We start from the raw sequence: 23,705 nt of genomic DNA on the forward strand, positions 1-23,705 counted from the left end.
TGTCCGTCGCGACATCCGCTCAGCCGTCCACCGGTTGCGCAGGCGTGTCGAGCGTCAACTGATAGAACGCCGCATCGAGCCAGCGGCCGAACTTGAAGCCCGCTTCCTTGATCGTGCCCGAATGCACGAATCCCAGCTTCGCATGCAGTGCGATGCTCCCCGCGTTGGCCGCATCGATGCAGCCGACCAGCACGTGTACTTCCGCTTCCCGCGCGCGCCGGACGACTTCGCGCAGCAGCACTTCGCCAAGCCCGCGGCCGCGCTGGTCGCGATGCACGTACACGCTGTGTTCGACCGTGTACTTGTAGGCGGGAAACGCGCGGAACGTGCCCCAGCTCGCGAAGCCGAGCAGCGTGCCCGACGCGTCGACCGCGCCGATGACCGGGAAGCCGCCTGCGCGTTTCGCCGCGAACCACGCGACCATCGCTTCCGGCGGGCGCGGCTTGTAGTCGTACAGCGCGGTCGAGTTCGCGATCGCGTCGTTCAGGATCTCGAGGATGGCCGGCGCATGCTCGGCCTCGCTGCAATCGATCAGGCGCACGTCGTCGCGCTGTTTCGGGGAATTCATACGGACTCCTGTGGGCAGTAAGTGGGTCGCGCGCACGGCTGCTGCGACGACGCGTTCATCAGGGGTTGCGCACGCCGGCGGCGGACGCATCGCAGATCACGACGACATAACGCGCGGCGTGCGGCGACGGATTGCTGAAAATCAGCGGCTGGTCGAGCCGCATGGCCAGGCAGTCGCCTTCGTGAAGTTCGTGAAGCGTTTCGCCGAACGTGACGTCGACGCGGCCGCTGATGATCCACACCTGCTGATGCAACGCGCTTTCGCGTCCGCCACTGTCGTACGCGACGCGCGCACCGGGCGGGAAATCCACCTCGACGAGCTGGATCGGCGACGGCCAGCCAGCCGGGGAGAGGTTGCGGCGCACATAACCGGACGCCGGATCCCGCCATTCGGCCTGCTGCGCGCGGCGTGCCAGCGGCTGCGCGGGCGCGTCGTCCTGGTCGCCGCCGAACAGCCCGGCCAGCGACACGCCGAGCCCGGCTGCCAGCTTGTCGAGCACGACGGCCGTCGGGCTGGCCGATGCACGTTCGATGAGCGAGATCATCGAACGACTGACGCCGGAGCGCGCAGCCAGCGCATCGAGCGTGTAGCCTCGCACGGTGCGCAGGTCGCGCACGCGCCGGGCGATGCGTTCGTTGATGCCGGTGTCGTCGGCCGCGGCGGTGACGGATTCTTTCATGGTGGATTTATTTTCCAGCAAACTGGAATTCGGTGTCAACGCCGGTGACGGGCCGGCAGCCGGCCGACGGCTCGACGGAATCCGCATGGCTTGCCCGCCAGCCGACCGCAGCGTAATATACGAACCGGCTACGTTTCGTTTAATTGGGGATATATGGGCATCATCAAGATTTCCGAGCACATGCACGAGCGGCTGCGCTCGACCAGCACGGCGCTGAGCCGCTCGATCAACGCACAGGCCGAGCACTGGCTGCGCGTCGGGATGCTGGCGGAACTCAATCCGGCGCTGTCCTACGGCGACATCTGCCGGATGCTGATCGAGGCCGAAGCACGGGGCGGCGACGCGGGGCCGGCGGAACCGGTCGAACACGGCATCGAGCAGGTGGCGTAATGGCGAAGCGAGAAATCCCGATCCGCGGCATGGCGGAAATCGCGAAGTCGCGCGAAGCCGCGAAGCTGGCGTCACAGGTACTGACGATGATCACCGAGCACGTGAAGCCGGGCGTCACCACCGACGAACTGGACGCGCGCTGCCGCGAATACATCGTCGACGTGCTCGGCGCGATCCCGGCGAACATCGGCTACCACGGTTATCCGAAGACGCTGTGCACGTCGGTCAACCACGTGGTGTGTCACGGTATCCCGACGTCGCGGCCGTTGCGCGACGGCGACATCGTGAACCTCGACATCGCGGTGATCAAGGACGGCTGGTTTGGCGATACGAGCCGCATGTATTTCGTCGGCGAACCGAACGAACTCGCGCGGCGCCTCGTCGCGACGACCTATGAGGCGATGCATGCGGGCATCCGCGCGGTACGTCCGGGTGCCACGCTCGGCGACGTCGGCTACGCGATCCAGCAGGTCGCGCATCGCGAAGGATTCAGCGTGGTTCGCGAGTACTGCGGGCACGGCATCGGCGACGTCTATCACGACGAGCCGCAGGTGCTTCACTACGGCCGCCCGGGCACGGGCGTACCGCTGCGGCCGGGGATGATCTTCACGATCGAGCCGATGCTCAACGCCGGCAAGCGCGATACGCGCATGCTGGCGGACGGTTGGACGGTCGTCACGAAGGACCATTCGCTGTCGGCCCAATGGGAGCACATGGTCGTGGTGACGGAAACGGGCTTCGAGGTGCTGACCGAGGATGTGAAGCCGCAAGCGTCCCCGGCGCTGTCCGGCACGCACGCTGCCTGACGCGTAAAGTGCGCCGCGAAGGGCGGGGCGGCGGCACAGTGAAACGGGCTCCCTTGCGGAGCCCGTTTCGTTCGAGGTCATGCGGCGCGATTCATGCGTGAACGCGGCGACCTGCCGCGCGGTGGATGAACGCGGCTCAGCCGCTGCTCAACCGCGCGCCTTCTGCCATGCGGATTCGACGAATACGCGGCAGAGCGCCTCCATCCCCTGGCGGTCTTCTTCGTCGAAGCGCGCGGCGACCGGGCTGTCGACGTCCCACACGCCGATCAGCGTGCCGTCGCCGGCCACCAGCGGCACGACGATTTCCGATTCCGACGCGGCGTCGCACGCGATATGGCCGGGGAAGTCGTGCACGTCGCGCACGACCTGCGTCTCGCGCGTCTGCGCAGCCGTGCCGCACACGCCCTTGCCGAGCGCGATCCGCACGCAGGCGGGCTTGCCCTGGAACGGCCCGACCACGAGCTCCGTCCCGTCGAAGAAGTAGAAGCCGGCCCAGTTGAGACGGTCGAGCGAGTGGTAGACCAGCGCGGCGAAGTTGGCCGCGTTCGCGGTCAGGTCGCGTTCGGATTCGACGAGCGCGCGTGCTTGCTCGACGAGCGTCGCGTATTGATCGGCCTTGGAGGCGTTGGGGTCGTTGGACAGCGTGAACATGGCGGAAAAGCGATCGGGGTTGTGGGATGCGCGATGCGCGTACCGCAGTCTACGGCACGCGCGCACGGTTTGCAGCGCGCGGTTGCGCGCGACGCGGCAAGCTCAGTCGGGTTCGAGTTCGGCAAACCGCGCGGCCAGAAAATCGAGCAGCGCGCGCACCGCAGGCAGCAACCCCCGGCGCGACGCGAACACCGCATGCACGATCTCGCGGCGCGGTGCCCAGTCGGGCAGCACGGTTACCAGCGCGCCGCGCGCGACCTCGTCGCGCACCATCATCGTCGGCAACTGCACGATGCCGACACCCGCGACGGCCGCCGCGCGTAACGCGAGCATGCCGCCGGTCACAAAGCGCGGCAGGTGGTGGATTTCCGCATGCGCGCCGTCGGGCCCGCGCAGCCGCCACACGTGCGTGGACTGCGGGACGCCGTGATCGAGGCTCGGCAGGCGCGCGAGATCGGCGGGAACGGCCGGTGCGCCATGCTCGCGCAGCAGCGCGGGGCTCGCGACGAGGCACTGGCCGCGCTCGGCCAGCACGCGCAGCGCGAGATCGCTGTCCTCGAGCGGCGGCGGGCGTACGCGGATCGCGACGTCGATCCCTTCGCCGACCACGTCGACGCGCCGGTTGGTCGCTTCCAGATGAATCTCGACGCGCGGGCACGCGACCATGAACGCGGCGATCATCTCGCCGACGAGCGAATCGAGCAGCACGATCGGGCAACTGACGCGCACGATGCCCCGCGGCTCCTCGTGCAGCAGCGCGATCGCCTCGTCGGCCGCATCGGCCTCGACGAGCATCGCGCGGCAATGCGCGTAGTAGGTCTGGCCGACGTCGGTAACCGTGAAGCGGCGCGTCGAGCGCTGGATCAGCCGCATTCCGAGTCGCGCCTCGAGCAGCGCGATGCGCCGGCTCAGCTTCGATTTCGGCATGTCCAGCGCACGCCCGGCCGGTGCGAAGCCGCCGTGTTCGACGACCTGCACGAAATAATAGAGATCGTTCAGATCCCGCGCTTTATCGTTCATGAAATGGAACGCTGAGTGCGATTTTGGCAGTCTACCGGATCGATCGTTCCACCTCTATATTCCTGTCCAGGATGCGAAACACGTGTTTCGCCGCAATTCGGAGAAGGCAATGAAGAAGATCCAGGGTGTGTACAGTGCGCCGCGCGGCCATTGGGTCGGCGACGGTTTCCCGGTGCGTTCGATGTTCAGCTACCAGTCTCACGGCGCGCATCTGAGCCCGTTCCTGCTGCTCGACTACGCCGGCCCGGCCACGTTCGAGCCGGGCTCGGCCTCGGCGCCGCGCGGTGTCGGCCAGCATCCGCACCGCGGGTTCGAGACGGTGACGATCGTCTATGACGGCGAGGTCGCGCACCGCGACTCGACCGGCGCGGGCGGCGTGATCGGCCCGGGTGACGTGCAGTGGATGACGGCCGCGAGCGGGATCCTGCACGAGGAATTCCACTCGGAAGGGTTCACGAAGCGTGGCGGCCCGCTCGAGATGGTCCAGCTGTGGGTGAACCTGCCCGCCAGGGACAAGATGGGGGCGCCCGGCTACCAGACGCTGCTGGATGCCGACATCCCCATGGTCGAGCTGCCGGACGGCGCGGGGCGTGCGCGGATCATCGCGGGCGAGCTCGACGGGCGGCGCGGCCCGGCCCGCACGCATACGCCGATCGACGTATGGGACGTGCGGCTCGTGGCCGGCGGCCATGAGCGGTTCCCGGTCGCTGAAGGGCGCACGCTCGCGGTGGTCGTGCTGAGCGGTACCGTGCAGGTGAACGGCGAGACGGTCGCCCGCGAAGCGCAGTTCGTGCAGCTCGGCCGCGACGGCAGCGACGTCGAGATCGAAGCGAATGGCGACGCGAAGCTGCTGATCCTGAGCGGCGAACCGATCGACGAGCCGGTCGTCGGGTATGGGCCGTTCGTGATGAACTCGCAAGCGGAGATCCGCACCGCGATCGAGGACTTCAACAACGGCCGCTTCGGCCAGATGCCGGCATGACGGACAGGCCCCGCGTTATGCGGGGCCTTTTTTCGGGTGCGGGCGGCCGGTCGCGCGGCGCGTGCGCTTCGGGGCATAATCGACGGTTGCCGCGCGCCGGCCGGCGCGCCCGAATCAGGACCGACCATGAACGCATCCGCCGCATCCCCGAGCGCCGCCGATCTCGACTGGCGCTGGAAATCCTTCGACGCGCTGACAGCGCGCGAAGTCTATTCGATCCTCGAAGCCCGCAGCGCCGTGTTCGTCGTCGAGCAGAACTGCGTGTATCGCGACATCGACGACGCGGACCAGGCCGCCTGGCACCTGGCCGCATTCGATCCGGCCGGGCGGCTCGCCGGCTATCTGCGCGTGCTGTTGCCGGATGCGCAGAACACCGATGTCCGCATCGGCCGCGTGCTGACGACCGCCGCGTTTCGTGGCGCCGGCCTGGGCAATGGGCTGCTGTCGCGCGCGCTCGAGCATATTCGCGCGCAGTGGCCGGATACGCCGGTGAGCCTGCATGCGCAGGCCCACTTGCAGCGTTTTTACGGGGCATTCGGCTTCACGCCGAGTTCGGACGTGCACGACGAGGACGGCATCCCGCACGTGTGGATGAGCAGCGCACGCGCGTAATGCGCACCGCGCCGCGCCGCGCGGCAGTCAGTGCGCGGCGCGCGCGACCGACGGCGCGTCCGCGCGTTGCGCGGCCCGTTCGCCGATCAGGCGGCCGCGGGCGGACAGCCGAAGCCAGTGCCGCAGCGCGATCAGCGCGCCGATCACGCTCATCATCGAGCCGGGAATCCACAGCAGCAGGCCGCCGATCTGCTGGTCGCGCAGCGGGCTCAGCCACGTGAACGCGCGGCCGCAGATCGAGTAGATCGGATACAGCTCGTGCGGCGTGAAGAAGATCAGCGCGCCGAGTGCGATCTGCGGCGGGATCGCCGCGACGACGATCAGGATCCGGCGGCCCGGCGACAGCCGGGCAGGCGGCGCGGGGCGCGGATCGACGACGAGCCACCAGAACAGCAGCCCGTCGATCACCATGCTCCAGTTCATCACGCGATAGAGACGCCAGTCGAGCATCGCGATGAAGTGGATCGGCGACAGCAGCCAGAAATAAATCAGCCCGACGAACAGCACGACCGCGACGACGGGATGGAATACCACGTCGAGCGTCGCGCGCACGGGCGCCCACGCGAGGGCGGGGCGCACGAAGCGCTGCCGCCAGCGAAACGGGATGCCCGCGCGAATCGCCGCGCCCGGATAGGAGAGCGCGATGAAGAACGGCCCGAGGTGGTGCAGCACGAGGTGCTGCGCGCGGTGCAGGAAGAACTCGTGCTCGAAGAAATAGTCGAGCCGCGTATGCAGTGCGATGTAGAGCGCCGTCAGCCCGAACCAGAACGAGAACTGCCGCAGCGGCGACACCTTCGCCTTCTTCACGCCGCGCGCGAACAGCACGGCAGCGGTGAGCACCGCGATCACCACGGTCGGCGACGGTTCCCACGGATCGAGCCAGTACAGGAGGTTCATCGCGCGCGTATCACTTCGCCTGGGCCGGCGATTTCACGGCGAACGGCGCATCGACCGTTTCGCCGTCGGAGAATTTCAGGCGCAGGTGCACGGTGTCGCCCGGCTTGATCGCGTGCTTCGGCTCCTCGAGCATGAAGTGGTAGCCGCCCGGCGCGATGTCGACCTTGCCGCGTGCGGGGATCGTCAGCTTGTCGACCATTTCCATCTTCTGCGTCGAGCCGTTCGAGACGGTCTGGTGCAGCATCGCCATCCCGTAGTCGGGGCTGTCGACGTCGACGAGATCGACCGGCTTGTCGCCCGTGTTCACGATCGTCACGTAGCCGCCGGCCGGCAGCTTGTTCGGCAGCCAGCGCACCCATGCGTTCTGCGCGGTGATCGCACCGGCGGCGTAGGCGTGGGCGCCGGCGCACAGCGCGGCGAGGAGGGCGAGCGTCTTGAGTGTCGTCTTCGTCTTCATGTCGTGAGAGGAATTCAGGTGGTGGAGGCGGTGTCGATGATCCGGCGCACATCGGCGGCGATGGCGTCGGGCGAGTCGCGGTCGGTCGCAAGCAGGCGGGCGCGGCCGGTTGCGTCGAAGATGTAGACGGCCGAGCTGTGCGTGACTTCGTAGCCGCCGGACGGATCGCGCTGTTCCATCTGGTACGCGACGCGATAGCGCTTCGCGAGCGATTCTATCTGGCGGTCGGTGCCGGTCAGGCCGCGTGCATGCGCGGCGTCGAACGCGGCGACATACGATTGCATCGCCTGCGGCGTGTCGCGTGCAGGATCGACCGAGACGAACAGGATGCGCACGTCGTTGGCCTGCGGGCCGAGCTTCGCCAGCACTTCCATCAGCCGTGCCATCGTTTCGGGGCAGACGTCGGGGCAGTGCGTGTAGCCGAAGTAGACGAGCGCGACCTGGCCGTGGAACGCATCGGCGTCGACGGGATGGCCGTCGCCGCCCGTCAGCGTGAACGACAGGTCGGGCAGGTGGCCGGTGACGTTGGTCAGGTTCCAGCGCGGCTCGTCGTGCGTGCACGCGGCGAGCGCCACGGCGGCGGCGAAGGCCGCGGCCGTGCGGATGAAGCGGGAGAAGCGCCGGTGCGGCGCTGGGCGGGCAGACGACATCCTGGGGCTCGATCGGACGGAAAGGTGACCGGCCGGCGCGATGCCAGGCGTCGCGCGGCAGGCGGTTGCGACTGTAGCGCAATTCGCGCGCCCGCGTCCTTTCGAAACCCGTACGGGGCGGACGAGCGGGGCAATATGTCGCAGTTGACGCAATCGGCGGCGCGCGGCTGGCGATGCGCCGGTTTCGCCCATCTCGGTGCGCAGGCGCGGTAAGATGCGCACAATTCCATTCGCGCAGCGGCGGTGCGGCGTTTGCCGGCCGGCCCTCAGACTATCGAATCGATGCAATCCGTTCCGGCTTCCCTGTCCCTGACCGATACCGCGTTCTTCTTCGACTTCGACGGCACGCTCGTCGAACTGGCGCCGACGCCCGACAGCATTCACGTTCCGCCGTCGCTGCTGACGCTGCTCGACGAGCTGCGGCACCGCTCGCACGGTGCGGTCGCGGTCGTGTCCGGGCGCGGTATCGACAACCTCGACGCGTTCCTCAAGATGCCCGGCCTGCCGATCGCGGGCCTGCACGGCGCGGAGCGCCGCGATGCGAACGGCGACACGCAGCGCATCGGCTTCAACGACGAACGCCTGCTGCGCATCGAGCGCGAGCTGGCGGCCGTCGTCGACCGTCATCCGGGCATGCTGCTCGAAATCAAGGGTGCGGCCGTTGCGCTGCATTACCGCAACGCGCCCGAGCGCGAGGCGGCTGCGCGCGCGGCCACCGAGCGCCTCGTCGCCGACTACGCCGATGCGTATGTGCTGCAGCCCGGCAAGATGGTGTTCGAGATCAAGCCGAAGGGTGTCGACAAGGGGCGCGCGCTGGCCGCGTTTCTCGACGAGCCGCCGTTCGCGGGCCGCGTGCCGCTGTTCGCGGGCGACGACCTGACCGACGAGAAGGGCTTCGCGGTGGTCAACGCGCGCGGCGGCCTGTCGATCAAGGTCGGCGCGGGCGAGACGTCCGCCCGCATGCGGCTCGATTCGGTCGACGCGCTGCATGAGCAGATCGCGCACTGGCTCGGTGCGGGGCAGCCGCACGCATGAGTCGCCTCATCATCGTTTCAAACCGCGTCGCACCGATTTCGGAAGGCGAACCGGCGGCAGGCGGCCTCGCGATCGGTGTCTACGATGCGCTGAAGGAGACGGGCGGCATGTGGTTCGGCTGGAGCGGCGAGGTCGTCGCGTCCGGTGCGCCGCAGATTCGCGTCGAGGAGCACGGGCCGGTCACGTTCGCGACCATCGGCCTGTCGCGGCGCGACTACGACCAGTATTACCGCGGCTTCTCGAACGCGACGCTGTGGCCCGCGTTTCACTACCGCACCGACCTGATCCAGTACGACCGTCACGAGTTCGAAGGCTACAGCCGCGTGAACGTGTGGCTCGCGCAGCAGCTCGTGCCGCTGCTGCAGGACGACGACGTGATCTGGGTGCACGACTATCACCTGATCCCGTTCGCGCGCGCGCTGCGCGCGGCCGGCGTGAAGAACCGCATCGGCTTCTTCCTGCACATCCCGTTTCCCGCCGCGCAGGTGCTCGTCAACGTGCCGCCGCATCGCGACCTGGTCGAGTCGCTGTGCGCGTTCGACCTGCTTGGTTTCCAGACCGAACCCGACCTGCGCGCATTCTGCGATTACGTCGAATCCGAAGCGGACGGCGTGATCGAGCGCGACGGCCGCCTGGTGACGGTGCGCGCATTCGGCCGGACGCTGCGCGCGGCCGCGTATCCGATCGGCGTGCATCCGGACGAGATCGCGGCGCTCGCGCAGGCCGGCGAGCACGGCAAGGCGGTGCGCACGCTCGCGGCGTCGCTGCGGGGCCGCAAGCTGATCATGAGCGTCGACCGGCTCGATTACTCGAAGGGACTCGTCGAGCGCTTCCGCGCGTTCGAGAAGCTGCTCGAGCACGAGCCGTCGCATCGCAATCGCGTGTCGTTCCTGCAGATCGCGCCGTCGACGCGAGCGGAGCTGCGCGCGTACCAGGACATCCGCCTGCAGCTCGAAGGAGAGTCGGGGCGCATCAACGGACGCTTCGCCGAGCTCGACTGGGCACCGATCCTCTATATCCATCGCCAGTACGATCGCCAGCTGCTCGCGGCGCTGTACCGGCTCGCGCGGGTCGGCTACGTGACACCGTTGCGCGACGGGATGAACCTCGTCGCGAAGGAGTACGTATCCGCGCAGGATCCGGACGATCCGGGCGTGCTCGTGCTGTCGCGCTTCGCGGGCGCCGCGCGCGAGCTGACGGGGGCGCTGATCGTCAATCCGATCGATATCGACGGGATGGCCGATGCGTTGTCGCAGGCGTTGACGATGCCGCTCGCCGAGCGGCGCGCGCGTTATACCGACATGATCGCGCAGCTTCGCGAGAACAACGTGTCGGTGTGGCGCGACAACTTCCTGCGCGATCTGCAGCACGCGTAACCGACACCTCCCGCCGGAAATGAAAAAGCCGCAGTGCTGCTCGCACTGCGGCTTTTTTGCTGGCTGCGGGCCGGTGCGTCAGGCCACGCGTTCGCCGGTCGGCGTGCTGCCGTCGGGCGCCGCGTGATGGCGGCCGTGCTGCTTCGCGAGCAGGTCGCGGTACAGGCCGGGGCGGTTGCGCAGCACGTCGGGCGGCCCGTCGTCGATGACCTTGCCGTTGTTCATCACGATGATCCGGTCGAAGTTGCGCAGCGTCGACAGGCGGTGCGCGATCGCGATCACCGTGCGACCGACCATCAGGCGGTCGAGCGCGCTCTGGATCGCTTCCTCGGACGCGCTGTCGAGCGCGGACGTCGCTTCGTCGAGCAGCAGGATCGGCGCGTTCTTCAGGATCGCGCGCGCAATCGCGATGCGCTGGCGCTGGCCGCCCGACAGCTTGACGCCGCGGTCGCCGACGATCGTGTCATAGCCTTCCGGCATCGCTTCGATGAACTCCGCGCAGCGCGCGTCGCGCGCGGCCGCGAGCACTTCGTCGCGGGTCGCTTCGGGGCGGCCGTACGCGATGTTGTCGTAGATCGTCCGGTGCAGCAGCGAGATGTCCTGCGGCACGAGCGCGATCGCGTGGCGCAGGCTGTCCTGCGTGATCGACTTCACGTCCTGGCCGTCCACCTGCACGACGCCGTCCTGCGTGTCGTAGAAGCGCTGCAGCAGCGCGAGCACGGTCGACTTGCCGGCGCCCGACTTGCCGATCAGGCCGACGCGCTGGCCCGGCTCGATATGCAGGTCGAAGTGGTCGAGGATCGCGCGGCGGTGCGGATACGCGAACGTCACGCGCTCGAAGTCGACGCGGCCGCCCTTGGCCGACAGCGGCTGGGCGTCCGAACGATCGGGCATCCCGTGCGGCTCGAGCAACGTCTTGACGGCTTCGGACAGGCGCGCGACGTGCTGGGTGACGTCGACGAGCGCGACCGCGAGGTCGCGCGTGCCGTGCAGGATCGTGAAGCCGAGCGAGCTGACGAGCACGATGTCGCCGGACGTCGCGCGGCCCTGGTCCCACAGCCACAGCGCCCAGCCGAGCAGGCCGGCGGACAGCATCGCGGTGATCACCGCGTGCAGCAGGCGCAGCTTTTCGAGATAGAGCAGGCTTTGCTGGCGCGCATCCATCTCGGCCTTGACCGTTGCGCCGAAGCGCTTCTGTTCGCGCAGCGTCATCCCGAACGCACGCACGAGGCCCATGTTGCCGATCACGTCGACGAGTTCGCCGTCGACCGCGGCGGCCTTCGCCGCGAACGCGTGATGGCGGGCCGAGCCGCGCCCGGCGAGCTTGAACAGGATCACCGACAGCACGGCCGAACAGCCGAGCAGGCCGGCGGCCATCATCGGATTGACGACGATGATCATCAGGATCGCGCCCATCACCGCGATGCACGGCGGCAGCACGTTCCACGCCATCGTGTTCTCCGACGTGTAGACGGCGTTCGACGTGGCCGTGATGCGGCTCGCGAGCGTGCCCGGCTGCTTTTCGGAGTAGTAGGTCGGCGAATGGCCGATCAGGTACTGGAACAGGTCGCGCCGCAGGTCGCCGGTGACCGCGACGAACGTATGCGCGGCGACCCAGCCGCCGACACGCCACAGCAGGTTGTCGGCCGCGATCAGCCCGACGAGCAGCGCGAATGCGCTCCACAGCGGGCCGGGGTGATGACGCCCGGTCGCCAGCACGTCGATCAGGTGCTTGATCGCGTATTGCGAGCCGAGCGCGCAGCCGACGGCGGCCAGCACGCTGCAGAGCACGATCAGGTGGGCAACGGGATGCAGGCGGATGTAGCGGAACAGGAACGCGATCGGCCGGTGCGCGTAGCTCGACAGCTTCGCGTTGTGGGCGTTGCGCTGGGCAGGGGTGAGAGATTCCAAAATATGCGTGCGGTGATTCGGTGATTGAGCGTTGCGGCGGGATCGCTTGCCGGCGTTCGCCCGGACTGAATAATCCGGCATTGTAAACAAGGCCGTGCGCTGCGCTGCGCGAATCTTGCCTCGGCCAGGGGTGCTCGATCGATTTTGAGATAAAATCCGGCATCCCGTCCTGTCTCATGTGCCGGAATCACGCTGCCGGCAGTCACGGGGGCAAGGAATGCCAAAAGGGCCTTCCACTCTAGAACGGACGCCCAAGTCCGCGGGTTGCAAAGTGTTGCACCTTTGTAACAAAGTAAAGTGTTTGAAATGTTGTGCGCCGTATCGGGATTAACCCTAGATAATCGGCTCCGGGTTCGATTCCAGGTTTTTTACGAACCCCTGTCAACGGGTCTTCGTTTCAAACGTTCTATGCCTGTCGCGTCGCCGACGCTCCTTGAGCAGCGCGGGTTTGACGCCCCCGGCAGGCTGATTCGTCCGACTTTTCGGACGAAATGCATCCAGCCCGGACCGCCGGCAGGTTGCCGACCCATACCTGGTTTTTAGCCGATTTTTTAGGAGTTACGCATGCGAATCGCCCAAATCGCTCCGTTGCACGAAGCGGTGCCCCCGAAACTGTACGGTGGTACCGAGCGAGTGGTGTCCTACCTCACCGAAGCACTTGTCGAGATGGGGCATGACGTTACGCTCTTCGCGAGCGGCGATTCGCAAACCTCCGCGAAGCTCGAAGCGTGCTGGCCGCAGGCGCTGCGCCTCGACCCGACGATCCGTGACGTGATGGCCCCGCACATGCTGCTCCTCGAGCAGGTGCGCCGCCGCGCGGAAGAGTTCGACGTCCTGCACTGCCACATCGACTACTACCCGTTCTCGCTGTTCTCGCGTCAGCCGGTCCCGCATCTGACGACGATGCACGGCCGTCTCGACCTGCCGGAACTGCAGCCGATCTTCAATGCATTCAGCGACGTGCCGGTCGTGTCGATCTCCGACAACCAGCGCATCCCGCTGCCGCAGGCGAACTGGCTGTCGACCGTTTACCACGGCCTGCCGGAAAACCTGCTGACGCCGATCCCGAACGTGAAGCCGAGCTACCTCGCGTTCCTCGGCCGCATCTCGCCGGAGAAGCGCGTCGACACGGCGATCCGCATCGCCGAGCAGGCCGGCCTGCCGATCAAGATCGCCGCGAAGCTCGACAAGGCTGACCGCGCGTACTACGAAGAGAAGATCAAGCCGCTGTTCGCGCTGCCGCACGTCGAGTACATCGGCGAAATCAGCGAAGCCGAAAAGACGGAATTCCTGGGCAACGCGCACGCGCTGCTGTTCCCGATCGACTGGCCGGAGCCCTTCGGCCTGGTGATGATCGAGGCAATGGCCTGCGGCACGCCGGTGATCGCGTTCAAGCGCGGCTCGGTGCCGGAAGTGATCGACAACGGCGTGTCGGGCTACGTCGTCGAAGACGAACTGTCGGCCGTCGCGGCGCTCAAGCGCCTCGATACGCTGCCGCGCGAGAAGGTCCGCGCCGCGTTCGAAGCACGCTTCTCGTCAAAGGTGATGGCGCAGAACTACGTGAAGGGCTACGAGGAACTGCTGCGCCAGAAGCGTCGCACGGTGCTCCGCGAAGTCAACGCAGGCTGATTACGGGCCGCCGCCTGGCGGCGCGCGGCTTGCCAACGACGCCCCGTCCGGGTTTCCGGCGGGGCGTTGTCACATCCGCGGCGCGGATCTGTTGTATTCTCGCCGCGCCCGACGCCGCGAACGGCCCCCGAAGCGGGCCGCCATGGCATCCAGCCGTCTGTCCAGACGGTAATGTCCCTATAATGGCCGTGCCGTGAAATCCGGCCCCGCACGAATATCCAGAGGAGAGCAGTCTTGGCGAGAACGAAATCCACGCGCGCAGCGCCGGCCCCCGGCGCCGGTGTGATCTTCGCGTTGCGTGCGATCGGTCTCGTGCTGCTCGCGCGCTGGCTGTTCTCGATGTCCCAGATGGGCTATCGCTCGTCGCTGTCCGCGATGGTGTCGTCGCCCTGGGCGTTCGTCTACCTCCTGCTGATCTTCCTGCTGCTCGCGCTGCCGGGTGCCGTCGCGCGCGCCGAGCGGCCGTTCCATCCGCTGCCGCAGTGGCTGCGCCAGGCGCTGCGCGTCTTCGCGCTGATCGGTTTCCTGTTCGCGGTCTGGTCGATCGGCATGTTCGTCTGGGTGGATGGCTGGCGCCTCGCGCTGCATGCCGTGACGGCGACCAACGGCTGGCTCGTTGCCGCCCCGGCGCTTTATGCGGCGATCGTCTGGATCTGCCGTCCGCGGCCGCTGTGGCGGACCAACGTGGCGGCCCGCCGCTTCGCGGTCGGCCGTTATGCGATTTCGCTCGACGTGCTGACGCGCACCGCGATCGTCTGGATGGAAAGCCGCAAGGTCGGCCAGTACGACGCGCGCGAACTGTCGGTGCGCTGGCCCGGCCGTGCGGCGCCTGCCGCCGGCGAAGGGGCGACGGGCGGACAGTCCTCGGTCGTGCCGCCGCGTCGCGGCGGCCTGTTCAATCGACCGAAGGTCGAGCTGCTGTGGGATTCGCCGGCGGCCGTCGGCCATAACCGGCAGATCGTCATGCGCGCGCCGCTCGCGACCGAAGGCGACCGTGTCGCGGTGCTCGCGCTCGACGCCGCGCTCAAACAGATCGTCTGACAAGTCCCGCGCACGGCGTGCGGGCGCGGGGGATTGGGGCGGACGGCCAGGAATGGCCGGACAGGTGCGGCCGGCCAAGTCCGGCCGAGTCTCGATCTGGCCGGCCGGATTCCCATCGCCATCCCGATCGGGATCCTGTCCGACACGAGCAGCGTTTTCCGGCGGACACCGCCAGCCGCGCCTCGCCGCTAGTCTTGAGCCCGGCCCGGCCGGGCGATTCAGCCGCCCGGTCCGTTCCGCGCTCAGCGCACGAGGCAGGGGCGCTTGTTGTTGAAAGTCCACCCCGGAATCAGGTACTGCATCGCCGCCGCGTCGTCGCGGGCACCGAGCCCGTGCTGCTTGTACAACTCATGCGCGACCGCGACGGCATCCATGTCGATATCGATGCCGAGACCCGGCCGCTTCGGCACGTCCACCAGCCCGTTCTCGATCTTCAGCGGCTCGCGCGTCAGCCGCTCGCCGTCCTGCCAGATCCAGTGCGTGTCGATCGCGGTGACCTGGCCCGGTGCGGCGGCCGCGACATGCGTGAACATCGCGAGCGACACGTCGAAGTGGTTGTTCGAGTGCGAGCCCCACGTGAGGCCCCAGTCGCGACACATCTGCGCGACGCGCACCGAACCCTGCATCGTCCAGAAATGCGGATCGGCGAGCGGAATGTCGACGGCCTGCAACTGCACCGCGTGGCCCATCTGCCGCCAGTCGGTCGCAATCATGTTGGTTGCCGTCGGCAGCCCCGTCGCGCGGCGGAATTCGGCCATCACCTCGCGGCCCGAGTAGCCGTTCTCGGCGCCGCACGGATCTTCCGCGTAGGCGAGCACGTGATGCTGGTCGCGACACAGCCGCACGGCCTCGTCGAGCGACCATGCGCCGTTCGGGTCGAGCGTCACGCGTGCGTCGGGGAAGCGCTCGGCGAGCGCCGTCACGGCCTCGATCTCGCTCGCACCTTCGAATACGCCGCCCTTCAGCTTGAAGTCGTTGAAGCCGTAGCGCGCATGCGCGGCTTCGGCGAGCCGCACGATGGCCTCGGGCGTCAGCGCGGCTGCGTCGCGCACACGCGTCCAGTCGTCGGTCGCGCCGCTGCCGTCGCGGTAGGGCAGCGCGGTCTTCGTTCGATCACCGACGTAGAACAGGTAGCCGAGCATTTCGACGCGCTCGCGCTGCTGGCCCTCGCCGAGCAGCGCGGCGACCGGCACGCCGAGATGCTGGCCCAGCAGGTCGAGCAGCGCAGCCTCGAGCGCGGTGACCGCGTGGATCGTCGTGCGCAGGTCGAAGGTCTGCAGACCGCGGCCGCTCGCGTCGCGGTCGGCGAAGGTGCGCCGCACGTCGTTGAGCACCGCATGGTAATTGCCGACCGGCTGGCCGACGACGAGCGCACGCGCATCGTCGAGCGTGCGGCGGATGCTTTCGCCGCCGGGCACTTCGCCGACGCCGGTCCGGCCCGCGCTGTCCTTCAGGATCACGAGGTTGCGGGTGAAGAACGGGCCGTGTGCGCCGCTCAGGTTGAGCAGCATGCTGTCGTGGCCGGCGACCGGAATCGCTTGCAGGTCGACGATGCGCGGCGTGTCGTGGGAGGGCGAGGCAGTGACGGCGTTCATGGGCGGCGATGGCAGAAGGGTGGGCAATGCCGTGCGGCAAAAGCTTTGCCGCGCGCGGCAGGAGGTGCGATCATTCGACAACCGACGTGCGCGGCGCGCAAGCCCCCGCAGGTCGACGCAACCCGGAACGGGGTGGGAGCGACAACCTGACCAGCGGAGCGCAGAACGCGAAAGCTGGCTGATCGTAAGGCATGGGACCAGGCAGTGCCGGCGTGCGCGCTTGAGTCGACAGGAGATCCGTGTTTTGATCGTCAGTCGTCGGATGACTTGTGACGCAGTATAATGAATCATCGGCTTTCGCTCAAACCCCGCGTAAACCCTCGGCTCACATTACGATCATTCAAAAAGGAACCGGCCTCATGTCCGTGCCTACGCTTCCCGCAGCGCCGCGCCGTCGCGCACGCAGCCTCGCACAAGATGTCGTCGACGCGCTGACCGCGCAGATCGAAAACGGCACGCTGCGTCCCGGCGACAAGCTGCCGACCGAAACCGAAGTCATGGCGGCGCAGGGCGTGAGCCGTACGGTCGTGCGCGAGGCCATCTCGCGGATGCAGGCGAGCGGCCTCATCGAGACGCGCCACGGCATCGGCAGCTTCGTGCTGGAGCCGTCGCGCCGCCAGACGCTCGGGATCGACCCGGCAACGATCACGACGCTGCGCGACGTGCTCGCGGTGCTGGAACTGCGCATCAGCCTCGAGAGCGAATGCGCGAGCCTCGCCGCGCAGCGCGCGAACGATACCGACCTGGTCGCGCTGCGGCGCGCGCTCGACGCGATCGCAACGGGGGCGGGCGGCGGCCGCGACACGGCGCAGCTCGATTTCCAGTTCCACCTGCAGATCGCGCAATCCACCGGCAACCGCTATTTCGTCGACATCATGACGCAGCTCGGCACGTCGATCATCCCGCGCACGCGCGTGAATTCGGCCCGTTTTGCCGGTGACGATCTGGAGCGATACGTCGGCCGGCTGAACCACGAGCACGAGGACATCTACGAGGCGATCGCGCGCCACGACCCGGAGGCCGCACGCGCCGCGATGCGCACGCACCTCACCAACAGCCGCGAGCGGCTGCGCCGCGCGCACGAGGCGGCCGAGGCCGAGCGCGACACGCAGGCCGGCTGATGCGCCGGGCGGCGCGTCCGCCCGGTCGAATCGCATCAACATCAGTCGTCATACGAGATCGATATCCGTTCATCGATCTCCGCGGCCGGGCGGCCGGTCCGCCGTCGGCCGCCGGCACCGCCGATCAGCCTCCCTTCGTCGTGATCGTCTTCCACGCGCCGCTCTTCACCTGGTACAGCGTCGACATCCCGCTCTTCAGCGAACCGTCGCTCGCGAACGAGATGCGGCCGGTGACACCTTCGAAGTCGATCTTCTTCAGCGCCGGACGATAGACCTTCGGGTCGGTCGAGCCGGCCGCCTGCATCGCCTTGATCGCCGCCCACGCGGCGTCGTAGCCGAACTGCGCGTACGACAGCACGTCGACGCCGAAGCGCTTCTTGAAACGCTGCTCGAAATCCTTCCCTTGCGGCAGCTCGTCGAGCGGCCGGCCGTATTCCCATGCCATCGCGCCTTCGGCGGCCGGGCCCGCGATCTTGATGAACTCGTTGTCCTTCACGCCGCCGCCGCCGACGAACTGCGCGTTCAGCCCGAGCTGGCGCATCTGCTTGATGAAGTTCGCGGCGAGTGAATCGAGGCCGCCGAAGAAGATCAGGTCGGGATTCTTGGCCTTCAGGCTCGTGATCTGCGCGCGAAAGTCGACCGCCTGGTTGCTGGTGAATTCGCGGCCGATGAGGTTCCCACCGGCGGCCTTCACGGCCTTCTCGAACTCGTCGGCCTCGCCCTGGCCGAACGCGGTGCGGTCGTCGATGATCGCGATGCGCTTCGCCTTCGTCACGTCGACCGCGTACTTGCCCGCGTTGCCGGCGTTCTGGCCGTCGGTCGCGATCACCATGAACATGTTCGCCAGCCCGCGCGAGGTGAGCGTCGGGTTGGTCGCCGCCGGATCGATCACCGGGATGCCGGCCTTGTCGTAGACGACCGAGGCCGGAATCGTCGTCCCCGAGTTGAAATGGCCGACCACGACCGACACGTTCTGGTCGACGAGCGCCTGCGCGGCCTGCACGCCGATGCGCGGGTCGGCCTGGTCGTCCTGCACGACGAGGTTGAAGTGCGCGGGCTTGCCGGCGATCTGCACCTTCTGCGCGGCGGCATCGTCGAGCGCGAGCTGCACGCCGTTCTGCAGGTCCTTGCCGTAGCCGGCGTTCACGCCCGTGAGCGGCGCGGCGAAACCGACCTTCACGTCGGTCGTATCGGCGGCCCGGGCGGCCTGTTGCGAGAGGAGGGCAAGCGCGGATGCAATCGACACCGACAGCAGGGAATGACGGAATTTCATGTTGTTCCTCTTGTTCGATACCTGCGAGTAAGTACCGCACACGCTCGGGATGGCTGAACGCGTGCGACGGGCGGGCGGTTCGACCGCTTCTCGGAATCGGGCGGGGAGGTCGGCATCGTGATCCTCGGAAGAATCTCCCGTCAGGCTCGGCGAAGAGCCCCGATCGTTTCGATATATAGGTCGCCGATATGCGTGGGTCTTGGCAATTTGCCGCGCATTCGATGCGGATTTGCGCATAGCTTCCGCGCGTGCGGAGGCAGCCGGTATCGGGAGTTTCCCGTCGCGAACGGAGCGGGCGGAGAGGAGGAGTAGGGGAGCGGAGGAGCGGAGGCGAGGGGAGGCAGCACGGCCCGCCGGGGCCGCGCCGCCTCACATGAGGTCGTCAGTCGGACAGCGCGTCCGATGCGGCTTCGGCATCGTCGTGCGATGCGTGTGTGCGGATCAACGGATCGCTGGTGCTCGGGCGCCCCGTCTCGACGTGGCCCGCGAAGCGGCGCAGGAAGCCGAGCAGCCGGCCGTCGCTGACGGTCAGGTCGTACCAGCCGTGGCTGCCGCGCAGATCCCAGTAGTCGTCGATCTGCTGGCCCGGCGCGAGATCGAACGTGCGCGCGCGGCCGTGGTCGTATGCGTTCGTGACCTTGAGCCGCACCGCCTTGTGGCCGCGGTTCATCAGGCGCAGCGTGATGTTGCCGTTCGCGACGTCATAGCCGTAGATCACCTCGGGGTTCACGTTCGCGCTGCCGACGCCGGTCGCGAACGGGCCGCGGAAATGGCAGTAGAAGCCGTTCGGGCCGTACACGTCGAGGTCGTACAGGCCGAGCGACGCCGCGGCGCTCCACGTGTCGGCGATCCGCTTGCCGGCTTCGACGGTGTACGCCCACGGGCCGTCGAGGCGGTTGCGCGACTGGACCTGGAACGCGGCGCCCGCCCGGCCCGTGTTCGCGAAGGTCAGCCGGAACTGGCCGTTGACCGATTCGACGCGGCCGTGCACGAACAGCTCGTAAGGCAGCGCGCGCGCCGGCCGCAGTCCGGCCTCCTGCTTCGGCAGCTTCTGCAGCACCGGCGGCACGGGGATGTAGTCGGGGTGGCGCAGGCGGTCGGGCGGCGCGTAGCCGCTCGTATCCGGCAGCGTCGGCCAGCCGGCGTCGGCCGTCGCGAAATCGAACGCGGCGGTCAGGTCGCCGCACACCGCGCGACGCCACGGCGACACGTTGGCCGCCTTGACCGGGTATTGCGCGCCGAAACGGGCCTCGATGAATTGCAGCAGCGACGTGTGATCGAAGGTCTGCGAGCAGACCCAGCCGCCTTTCGTCCACGGCGACACGACGAGCATCGGCACGCGCGGCCCGAGGCCGTACGGGCCGGCCATGTGCGATGCGTCGCCGGGGAACACCTCGTTGGTCGTCGCGACCGTCGACAGCCCGTTGTCGCGCGACTGCGGCGCGAACGGCGGCTGCACGTGGTCGAAGAAGCCGTCGTTTTCGTCGTACGTGATGAAGAGCGCGGTCTTGCTCCATACGTCCGGATTCGACACGAGCGCCTTCAGCACCTGCTCGATGTACCACGCACCGTAGTTCGCCGGCCAGTTCGGGTGCTCGGAATATGCTTCCGGCGCGCAGATCCACGACACCTGCGGCAGCGTGCCGTTCTTCACGTCCTGCTGCAGGACGTCGAACAGCGTGCCGCCGGCGCTGATGTTGGTGCCGGTGCGCGCCTTGTCGTACAGCGGTGTGCCGGGCAACGCGGTGCGGTACTGGTTGAAGTAGAGCAGCGAGTTGTCGCCGTAGTTGCCGATGTACGGGTTCTGCGTCCAGCCCCACGAGCCGTTCGCGTCGAGCCCCGTGCCGATGTCCTGGTAGATCTTCCACGACACGCCGGCCTGTTCGAGCACTTCCGGATAGGTCGTCCAGCCGTAGCCCTTTTCCTCGTTGCCGAGCACCGGGCCGCCGCCCGTGCCGTCGTTGCCGACGTAGCCCGTCCACATGTAGTAGCGGTTCGGGTCGGTCGAGCTCGGGATCGCGCAGTGGTACGCGTCGCAAATCGTGAACGCGTCGGCGAGCTGGTAGTGGAACGGGATGTCGTCGCGCTTCAGGTACGCCATCGTCGTGGTGCCCTTGTTCGGCACCCACTGGTCGTAGCGGCCCTTGTTCCATGCCGCGTGCATGTCCTGCCAGCCGTGCGGCAGGTCCTGCAGGAACTGCAGGCCGAGCTTGTCCGCGCCCGGATGGAACGGCAGCAGCTCGGCCGGGCCGACCGGCTGGTGGAACACCGACTTGCCGTTAGCGAGGCGCAGCGGGCGCGGGTCACCGAAGCCACGGACACCGCGCATCGTGCCGAAGTAGTGGTCGAACGAGCGGTTCTCCTGCATCAGGATCACGATGTGTTCGATATCGCGGATGGTGCCGGTGCGGCGGTTCGCGGGAATCGCGAGCGCATCGCGGATCACGGGCGGGAACAGGTTCAGCGCGGCGGCGCCGGCGGTGCCGGCAGCGACGCGCAGGAAGTCACGACGGTTCGATCGGGTCATGGTCGTTATCGTGGGGTAAAGAGGGAGCCGATTGGCGGGACCAGCGGGAACGGCGCACACCGGGTCGCAGGATGCGGCTGCGTTGGTGCGTGCCGCCGCGAGCATAGCGAGGAATCGGTGTCATTCATGTGAAGTCCGGAAACGTTTGCATCCGCATCGAAGCGATATCGACGCAGCGTCGGGGCATATCGCGAACGGTCGTGGTGACGCAGGGGGAGAGCGGGAAAGCGGGACAACAGGAAAGCAGGAAAGCAGGAAAGCAGGACAACGGGACAACGGGACAACGGGACAACGGGACAACGGGACAACGGGACAACGAGACAACGAGACAACGAGAAAGCGCGGAATGCACGCCGCTGAAGCGGTGGGCGATGCCGCTACGTCAGGCGTCCGTCACCCACGCGCCGAACCATTCGCTCGGGCGTGCGATCTCGTCCTGCGCGGCGACGAGCTCGAGCTCGTAGCGGCGCGCATCGTAGGTCGCTTTCACGACCGCATGCACGGCTGCGAGCGTGTGCTCGAACGCGGCGCGCACGGAGTCGCCGCGCAGCCGGCATGCGACGAAGATCGCGCTGGTCAGGTCGCCGACGCCGACCGGATGGCGGGGAAACGCGTACAGCGGGCGCTGGCCGATCCATGCCTCGGTTTCGGTGACGGCGAGCATGTTGAAGCGATCGGCCGGGCTGTTGCGGTCGTGCAGGTGCTTGACGAGGATGATTTGCGGGCCGCGGCGGATCAGCGCGCGGCACGCTTCGACGGCTTCGGCGACGGTTTCGATGCGTCGCCCGGCCAGCTTCTGCAGTTCGGTGTGGTTCGGCGACATGCCGTCGGCGAGCGCCGGCATTTCCTGGACCATGAATTCCTCGACGCCGGGTTCGGGCCGGATGCCGCCCGTCTGGCCCATCGCCGGATCGCAGAAGTACCACGCATTCGGGTTCATCGCCTTCACCGAGCGGACGATCTCGACGGCCGCGCGCGCCTGCGGCGGCGAGCCGAGGAAGCCGGACAGCACGGCGTCGCAGCGCTTGAGCGCGCCGATCGCGGCGATGCCGTCGACGAGCTGCTCCATCTTCGCGGCATCGATCGCGCTGCCCGCCCAATGGCCGTACTGCATGTGATTCGACAACTGGACGGTATTGAGCGGCCAGACGTTGACGCCGAGGCGCTGCATCGGGAACACGGCCGCACTGTTGCCGGCATGGCCGTAGATGACGTGCGACTGAATGCTGAGGACGTTTTTCATGGGAATCGCCTGCACGCGTTTCAGGGTCACGTCACACGATACCCGAGATCGTCGCGCGCGCGGAAGTCGCGCGGCCCCGGAGTGTTGCGCGCCGTCGTCAGCGCGACCGCGTAGAATCGCGGTGCGCGAGGCGGCCCGGCTGCCCGCGTGCGTCTCCAATCACCGTGATCGCCATGCTTTCGATTCGCAAGATGTTGTATGCCGTGCGCGCCGTCGTGCTCGGCGCGGGTGTCGCCGCCGCGTGCGCCATGCCTGTCGCGGCGGCCGCCGCATCGGCCGCCGGCAACGACGGGCCCGTGTACGGCCCGCGCCTGGAAGGGTTCAACTATCCGGCACCCGTGCATGTGTATACGTTCGTGTCGCAACGCGAAACGCTCGAGATGGCCTATCTCGACGTGCCGCCGGCGCACCCGAACGGCCGCACCGTCGTGCTGCTGCACGGGAAGAACTTCTGCGCGGCGACCTGGGAGGATACGATCGGCGTGCTGAGCCGGGCCGGCTATCGCGTGATCGCACCGGACCAGATCGGCTTCTGCAAGTCGTCGAAGCCCGATCGCTACCAGTACAGCTTCCAGCAACTGGCGCGCAACACGCACGCGCTGCTCGAATCGGTGGGGGTGAAGTCGGCGACGATCGTCGGCCACTCGACGGGCGGGATGCTCGCGATGCGCTACGCGCTGATGTATCCGAAGGCGACCGAGCAGCTCGTGCTCGTGAACCCGATCGGCCTCGAGGACTGGAAGGCGCTCGGCGTGCCGCCGCTGCCGGTCGACTACTGGTATGCGCGCGAGCAGAAGACCACGGCCGACAGCATTCGCCGCTATGAGCAGGGCACGTACTACGCGGGCAAGTGGTCGCCGTCGTACGAGCGCTGGGTGCAGATGCTGGCCGGGATGTACCGTGGCGCCGGCCGCGACGCGGTCGCCTGGAACTCCGCGCTGATCTACGACATGATCCTCACGCAGCCGGTGGTCTACGAACTCGGCGCGATCCGCGTGCCGACGCTGCTGATGATCGGCGACAAGGATACGACCGCGATCGGCAAGGACGTGTCGCCTCCCGACGTGCATGCGAAGCTCGGCCGCTACCCGGAACTCGCGAAGCGGACGCAGGCCGCGATCCCCGGCGCGCAGCTCGTCGAATTCCCGGCGCTCGGGCACGCGCCGCAGATCCAGGATCCGGACGCGTTTCACAAGGCGCTGCTCGACGGGCTGGAGGCCGCGCACCCGCAGTGACGCGGGG

The 23,705-nt window shown here is 67.8% G+C and carries 22 protein-coding genes; 10 read left to right on the forward strand and 12 right to left on the reverse strand.

Features of this window, described 5'->3' with window-relative positions; translation table 11 throughout:
- Positions 1–19: 19 nt before the first annotated feature.
- Together AB3K92_RS28220 and AB3K92_RS28225 are read right to left on the reverse strand one after the other, a co-directional pair.
- Positions 20–568: a GNAT family N-acetyltransferase gene (locus AB3K92_RS28220; RefSeq protein ID WP_059486594.1), complete on the reverse strand. Its 549-nt coding sequence runs from the start codon at positions 566–568 to the stop codon at positions 20–22.
- 58 nt (positions 569–626) lie between these two features.
- Positions 627–1,247: a helix-turn-helix domain-containing protein gene (locus tag AB3K92_RS28225; protein ID WP_059551902.1), complete on the reverse strand. Its 621-nt coding sequence runs from the start codon at positions 1,245–1,247 to the stop codon at positions 627–629.
- Between the two features lie 153 nt (positions 1,248–1,400).
- Here AB3K92_RS28225 and AB3K92_RS28230 point away from each other — a divergent pair, with 153 nt between their 5' ends.
- Both AB3K92_RS28230 and map read left to right on the forward strand, forming a co-directional pair.
- On the forward strand, positions 1,401–1,637 hold the full coding sequence (locus AB3K92_RS28230; RefSeq protein WP_021163089.1) for a ParD-like family protein: 237 nt from the start codon (positions 1,401–1,403) through the stop codon (positions 1,635–1,637).
- On the forward strand, positions 1,637–2,443 hold the full coding sequence (map, locus tag AB3K92_RS28235) for a type I methionyl aminopeptidase (protein WP_021163090.1): 807 nt from the start codon (positions 1,637–1,639) through the stop codon (positions 2,441–2,443). The genes AB3K92_RS28230 and map overlap by 1 nt, the downstream gene beginning before the upstream one ends.
- A gap of 147 nt (positions 2,444–2,590) precedes the next feature.
- Here the strand turns inward: map and AB3K92_RS28240 are convergent, their stop codons facing one another.
- Both AB3K92_RS28240 and AB3K92_RS28245 read right to left on the reverse strand, forming a co-directional pair.
- A complete protein-coding gene (locus AB3K92_RS28240) occupies positions 2,591–3,094 on the reverse strand; it encodes a GAF domain-containing protein (protein WP_021163091.1) in 504 nt (167 codons plus the stop codon).
- 102 nt (positions 3,095–3,196) lie between these two features.
- The gene (locus AB3K92_RS28245) at positions 3,197–4,114 is read right to left on the reverse strand and encodes a LysR family transcriptional regulator (RefSeq protein WP_021163092.1); all 918 of its coding nucleotides are present in this window, start codon (positions 4,112–4,114) and stop codon (positions 3,197–3,199) included.
- A gap of 109 nt (positions 4,115–4,223) precedes the next feature.
- Between AB3K92_RS28245 and AB3K92_RS28250 the strand changes: the two genes are divergently transcribed.
- Complete coding sequence (locus AB3K92_RS28250; RefSeq protein WP_369466290.1) at positions 4,224–5,096, forward strand: pirin family protein; 873 nt, start codon at positions 4,224–4,226, stop codon at positions 5,094–5,096.
- A 126-nt stretch (positions 5,097–5,222) separates the two neighbouring features.
- Positions 5,223–5,708, forward strand: coding sequence for a GNAT family N-acetyltransferase (locus tag AB3K92_RS28255; protein ID WP_021163094.1), 486 nt, complete (start codon positions 5,223–5,225; stop codon positions 5,706–5,708).
- 27 nt (positions 5,709–5,735) lie between these two features.
- Here AB3K92_RS28255 and AB3K92_RS28260 read toward each other — a convergent pair whose 3' ends face one another.
- Genes AB3K92_RS28260 through AB3K92_RS28270 form a run of 3 tightly spaced genes read right to left on the reverse strand, consistent with a single transcriptional unit; the run spans position 5,736 to position 7,712 of the window.
- Entirely contained in the window at positions 5,736–6,605 is an 870-nt protein-coding gene (locus tag AB3K92_RS28260) for a cytochrome c oxidase assembly protein (protein WP_021163095.1), read from the reverse strand.
- A 10-nt stretch (positions 6,606–6,615) separates the two neighbouring features.
- Positions 6,616–7,062 (reverse strand): copper chaperone PCu(A)C, encoded by a 447-nt coding sequence (locus AB3K92_RS28265; RefSeq protein ID WP_111999616.1) that lies wholly within the window; start codon positions 7,060–7,062, stop codon positions 6,616–6,618.
- 14 nt (positions 7,063–7,076) lie between these two features.
- Positions 7,077–7,712: an SCO family protein gene (locus AB3K92_RS28270; RefSeq protein ID WP_021163097.1), complete on the reverse strand. Its 636-nt coding sequence runs from the start codon at positions 7,710–7,712 to the stop codon at positions 7,077–7,079.
- A 282-nt stretch (positions 7,713–7,994) separates the two neighbouring features.
- On the opposite strand from AB3K92_RS28270, the gene otsB reads away from it, so the two are divergent.
- Positions 7,995–8,747 carry a trehalose-phosphatase gene (otsB, locus tag AB3K92_RS28275; protein WP_021163098.1) on the forward strand — a complete coding sequence of 251 codons (753 nt, stop codon included), beginning with the start codon at positions 7,995–7,997 and terminating at the stop codon, positions 8,745–8,747.
- Positions 8,744–10,123: an alpha,alpha-trehalose-phosphate synthase (UDP-forming) gene (gene otsA, locus AB3K92_RS28280; RefSeq protein ID WP_021163099.1), complete on the forward strand. Its 1,380-nt coding sequence runs from the start codon at positions 8,744–8,746 to the stop codon at positions 10,121–10,123. Before otsB ends, otsA begins: the two co-directional genes overlap by 4 nt.
- Positions 10,124–10,201: 78 nt before the next feature.
- On the opposite strand, the gene AB3K92_RS28285 is transcribed toward otsA, so the two are convergent.
- Positions 10,202–12,034, reverse strand: a complete 1,833-nt coding sequence (locus AB3K92_RS28285) for an ABC transporter ATP-binding protein (RefSeq protein WP_042977612.1) — start codon at positions 12,032–12,034, stop codon at positions 10,202–10,204.
- A 564-nt stretch (positions 12,035–12,598) separates the two neighbouring features.
- On the opposite strand from AB3K92_RS28285, the gene AB3K92_RS28290 reads away from it, so the two are divergent.
- Together AB3K92_RS28290 and AB3K92_RS28295 are read left to right on the forward strand one after the other, a co-directional pair.
- The gene (locus AB3K92_RS28290; protein WP_369466291.1) at positions 12,599–13,663 is read left to right on the forward strand and encodes a glycosyltransferase family 4 protein; all 1,065 of its coding nucleotides are present in this window, start codon (positions 12,599–12,601) and stop codon (positions 13,661–13,663) included.
- A gap of 234 nt (positions 13,664–13,897) precedes the next feature.
- Positions 13,898–14,704: a hypothetical protein gene (locus AB3K92_RS28295; RefSeq protein WP_059706919.1), complete on the forward strand. Its 807-nt coding sequence runs from the start codon at positions 13,898–13,900 to the stop codon at positions 14,702–14,704.
- Positions 14,705–14,946: 242 nt separating this feature from the next.
- Here AB3K92_RS28295 and gudD read toward each other — a convergent pair whose 3' ends face one another.
- Entirely contained in the window at positions 14,947–16,299 is a 1,353-nt protein-coding gene (gudD, locus tag AB3K92_RS28300) for a glucarate dehydratase (RefSeq protein WP_060058211.1), read from the reverse strand.
- A gap of 359 nt (positions 16,300–16,658) precedes the next feature.
- Here gudD and AB3K92_RS28305 point away from each other — a divergent pair, with 359 nt between their 5' ends.
- Entirely contained in the window at positions 16,659–17,420 is a 762-nt protein-coding gene (locus AB3K92_RS28305) for a FadR/GntR family transcriptional regulator (protein ID WP_021163105.1), read from the forward strand.
- A 124-nt stretch (positions 17,421–17,544) separates the two neighbouring features.
- On the opposite strand, the gene AB3K92_RS28310 is transcribed toward AB3K92_RS28305, so the two are convergent.
- The 3 genes from AB3K92_RS28310 to pdxY all read right to left on the reverse strand — a co-directional run bounded on the left by AB3K92_RS28310 (position 17,545) and on the right by pdxY (position 22,463).
- Positions 17,545–18,693 (reverse strand): branched-chain amino acid ABC transporter substrate-binding protein, encoded by a 1,149-nt coding sequence (locus AB3K92_RS28310; protein WP_042977615.1) that lies wholly within the window; start codon positions 18,691–18,693, stop codon positions 17,545–17,547.
- Positions 18,694–19,075: 382 nt separating this feature from the next.
- Positions 19,076–21,220, reverse strand: coding sequence for a phosphocholine-specific phospholipase C (locus AB3K92_RS28315; protein ID WP_369466292.1), 2,145 nt, complete (start codon positions 21,218–21,220; stop codon positions 19,076–19,078).
- A 382-nt stretch (positions 21,221–21,602) separates the two neighbouring features.
- Positions 21,603–22,463: a pyridoxal kinase PdxY gene (pdxY, locus tag AB3K92_RS28320; protein ID WP_042977705.1), complete on the reverse strand. Its 861-nt coding sequence runs from the start codon at positions 22,461–22,463 to the stop codon at positions 21,603–21,605.
- Positions 22,464–22,636: 173 nt separating this feature from the next.
- Between pdxY and AB3K92_RS28325 the strand changes: the two genes are divergently transcribed.
- Entirely contained in the window at positions 22,637–23,698 is a 1,062-nt protein-coding gene (locus tag AB3K92_RS28325; RefSeq protein WP_059620753.1) for an alpha/beta fold hydrolase, read from the forward strand.
- The last annotated feature ends 7 nt before the right edge of the window (positions 23,699–23,705 follow it).

It is taken from the genome of Burkholderia sp. Bmkn7, from assembly GCF_041103175.1.
Lineage (GTDB): Bacteria > Pseudomonadota > Gammaproteobacteria > Burkholderiales > Burkholderiaceae > Burkholderia > Burkholderia cepacia.